Below are 3,225 nucleotides of genomic sequence, written 5' to 3'. Positions count from 1 at the left end.
CCGGCGCGCGCAGCTATGTGATGGGGCCGCTGTCGGTGCGTCCCGATGGCGGCTTTTATGATCCGGTGAAGGGGACGCTTGGGATTGATCCGCTTTCCCCCTTGCGTGGCGGGACCAACCGCGACGCCCCGCCGATCCTGACCGGGCATCGGCACGTTGAACTCGTGAAGGAGGCAATGCGTATGGTGGAACTGGTGGACAGTGCCGACGAACTGACCGCGAACCTTGCTGGCATCCGCGACGACTGGTGCGCCGATCCGGCGACCATGCCAGACAGCGAATTGCGGGGCATTGCCGGATGGGCTTGGACATGCCGTCTGGAAAACCGCGTCTATCGGGGCCGTGACAGCGCCATTCCGGTGCAACGGCTTGCCTTGGACGCCCTGCGCGGCCAACCCAACGGCGCAGACGCCATCGCGTTGCTGGTGGTGCTGCAAGAGCAGCACGGCCATAGCCCCGGCAAACGCTTTGCCTTGGACTTTGTCGCCATGCGGGCCGCTGGCCTTTTGGATATGTCAGCGCCCCGGTTGCGCAAGGCGCGGCGGACATTGGAAGCCGCCGGGTTGTTGAAGCTGGTTGGAAAGCATCGGGCAGGATCGACGCACCAATCCTTCGTCCTGACGAACCCCAATCCCGTCCCGGGCGTCAGGGGAAACGTGGAATCCCTGCCCAGTGCCAGGCCTGTCCCTATGACGGCTAAGAAAGGGGGGAAGGGCTAGACTTACATATGACGCACGATTTTCGACCTACAAATCCACCAACATCGAAAGGCCCTGCCATGAAAAAGAACTCTGACCCAACCGATAAAGCCCCTGTGCCGATCCGCGACAGCGAACGCGCGCGCCTTCAATCGGTGGCTGATAAGCGGGCGGCACGGGCAGACGGCCCGCCGATGCAACTGGAGATGAAAGGCGACAATCTGAGCGTCACGTTTTCCCATGCCGATCCTGCGACGGCCAATGTCCTGATGATGGCAGACCTCGGGACGTGCGATCCTCATTTCATGACCTTTGTGCAGCAACAAATTGCCACGCACGGCTCGCACAAGCGCAAGATCGACCCCACGGCCAGCAATTTCCTTTTGTCGGTGGTGCGGGGCGTCCAGCCCAAGGATGAACTGGAAGCGATGCTGGCCGTCCAGATGGGTGCTATCCATCAAGCCACAATGATGCTGGCCCGGCGGCTTAATCATGTGGACACGATAGCCCAGCAAGATGCGGCTGAACGGGCGCTGAACAAACTGGCCCGAACCTACGCAACCCAGATGGAGGCGCTGAAACGCTATCGCACCGGCGGTCAGCAGAAAGTCACAGTCGAACATGTGACCGTGAACGCAGGCGGGCAAGCCATTGTCGGGGCTGTTGCGCATGGGGGGAGGGGTAGCAATGGAAAGTGACGCCAACCCCATGCACAAGGCCCACGACGCGCCCAGATGCCATGCCAAGGCCAAGACCACAGGCAGCCGTTGCAAAGCCCCGGCCTGTCGCGGATGGGCAGTCTGTCGGATGCACGGCGCACGAGGCGGCGCACCGGTCGGCCCCGCCAATGGTGCTTGGCAGCATGGCGACAGGTCACAACGGGCTGACAGAAACCGGCGCGAGGTCTTGGCGTTGATAAAGCAGGCCAAGGAACTTGCCAGCGCCGTGACCGGATGATCGGTGGCATTGAAGGTATTATGTCGATCGTCACGAATCTTGGACTCGATACGCTGGATTTTCTGATTCGTGTCAGTGAGCCGGGTCAGAAATCATGACCCAATCGTCAAGCAATTTTGACCGAAACCGAACCTTCGACAAAAGGGTAGGGGAAGGACCAGTGTGCTAACCAAGCGGGCATTTACCTATTGGCGCGCAGTAATCGGATGTCACCCACTTAATGTCGACGTTGGGATCGGCGTTCTGTGAAGCCTCTGAATATTTCGCGCGCCAATATCAAAGCAATTCCATTACTGACTGCGGGAGAAATCTCTAATTCGTGCAGATCCGCCAAGGATGATAATTTTCCATCAGTATACTTACCAACTTCATCGGGGCCAACGTATCCCATCAGCCAATTAGGAAACGAACGAACCGTTACCGTTTCATTTAAGGTTTCTGAGATGCTTGAGTGACGTGGGTCTCTGCAAATTCGTGCATAGCACTGCTCTACAATTCGGCTCTCACCCTCAAGAACCTGAAAAAACAGATCATCATGATGCATAAGTACCCCGGTGATACCATCACGGTTATTATTTCGGATAGAGACCTCGAGGAGATCTGACAACAGATCATCATCTAGTTTTGTGCGAGCCAAGCTTACGTACGCAATATGGCAGAGCATAAAGTAAGTCTCCAACAAGGTTTCGACTATGGAAAAAAGTTTTATGATCAGGCTGAGGTAAATCAAGTCCAGTCGAACAATAAGTTGACATAGGTCGGCTAAAACGTTCCTTTGGTTGAAAAATAATCTGAAGGGTCAGTTTATTCAAAGAGGAGGCTCGGGAAATCTGAACATCCGGGATAAGTGGATTTTCCGCGCAACAGCAGCATGATGCTGCAAGCGAGGAGATGACCATGACAAGACGGCCGCGCCGGAATCACAGCCCGGCTTTCAAGGCGAAAGTCGCTCTAGCCGCCATCAAAAGTGAACGAACTTTGATCGAGCTGGCGCAGGACTTTGAAGTCCATCCGAACCAGATCAAGCAATGGCGTGACCAACTGCTGGAAGGCGCTACCGGCGCATCAGTGCATCAAACCCACACCTGATGCATCGAAATCAGATCATGCTTAAACGCACTGTTTTTCGCCTTCATTTTCAACTAAAATGATTTTACTGACAACCGAATTTGCTGTCTCTGGTCGTGTTTCGATATGTCTTCGGGATAACATCGTCGGGTGCGCCTTCAGGCAAAATGACAAAGGACTGTCATCCGATCATGGGTTCAAATGTTACTGGCTTCATGCATGCAATTTCGGGGGCGATCTCGATCCTATTTGCGACACAGGCGATTGCTGACGGCACTTTTTTTCAGGCGGATGCGTCAGGGCTGACGTCAGGCCTGACGATCGGAATCAACCGCGGGGAACTCACCTATGGCGGTGGTGCCGTTCAATACGACAGCGGCTACGCGGTCGGACTGAACGCGACATACAGATTGCCGCTCCGGACTGAGAATGTCACCTGGCGTATTGGTCCGTCCCTAGGCACGACCCATGATGCCGGCCAACCGGGTCCCATCGATTTGGG

At 55.8% G+C, this 3,225-nt stretch carries 3 protein-coding genes and 2 pseudogenes; 4 read left to right on the top strand and 1 reads right to left on the bottom strand.

Annotated features, from left to right (window positions below; all coding sequences use genetic code 11):
• On the top strand, positions 1-719 hold a 719-nt coding region (locus ACOI1H_RS24420), incomplete at its 5' end, for a hypothetical protein (protein ID WP_422440822.1).
• Between the two features lie 8 nt (positions 720-727).
• The gene (locus ACOI1H_RS24415) at positions 728-1,396 is read left to right on the top strand and encodes a hypothetical protein (RefSeq protein WP_422440820.1); all 669 of its coding nucleotides are present in this window, start codon (positions 728-730) and stop codon (positions 1,394-1,396) included.
• A 476-nt stretch (positions 1,397-1,872) separates the two neighbouring features.
• On the opposite strand, the gene ACOI1H_RS24410 is transcribed toward ACOI1H_RS24415, so the two are convergent.
• Positions 1,873-2,385 (bottom strand): BLUF domain-containing protein, encoded by a 513-nt coding sequence (locus ACOI1H_RS24410; RefSeq protein WP_422440818.1) that lies wholly within the window; start codon positions 2,383-2,385, stop codon positions 1,873-1,875.
• Between the two features lie 167 nt (positions 2,386-2,552).
• On the opposite strand from ACOI1H_RS24410, the pseudogene ACOI1H_RS24405 reads away from it, so the two are divergent.
• A pseudogene (locus tag ACOI1H_RS24405) lies at positions 2,553-2,717 on the top strand (transposase); the annotation flags it as partial.
• Between the two features lie 173 nt (positions 2,718-2,890).
• Positions 2,891-3,225: pseudogene (locus ACOI1H_RS24400) on the top strand (hypothetical protein); the annotation flags it as partial.

The sequence above is a fragment of the Loktanella sp. DJP18 genome, from assembly GCF_049310965.1.
In the GTDB taxonomy this organism is placed as follows: domain Bacteria; phylum Pseudomonadota; class Alphaproteobacteria; order Rhodobacterales; family Rhodobacteraceae; genus Loktanella.
Note: the sequence above shows the minus strand (reverse complement) of the source record. Positions and strands in the feature narration are given on the sequence as shown.

What these genes read in the sequence shown, in the direction of transcription:
- ACOI1H_RS24415 (WP_422440820.1), top strand. Translation starts at nt 728, where the DNA reads ATGACGCACGATTTTCGACCTACAAATCCACCAACATCGAAAGGCCCT.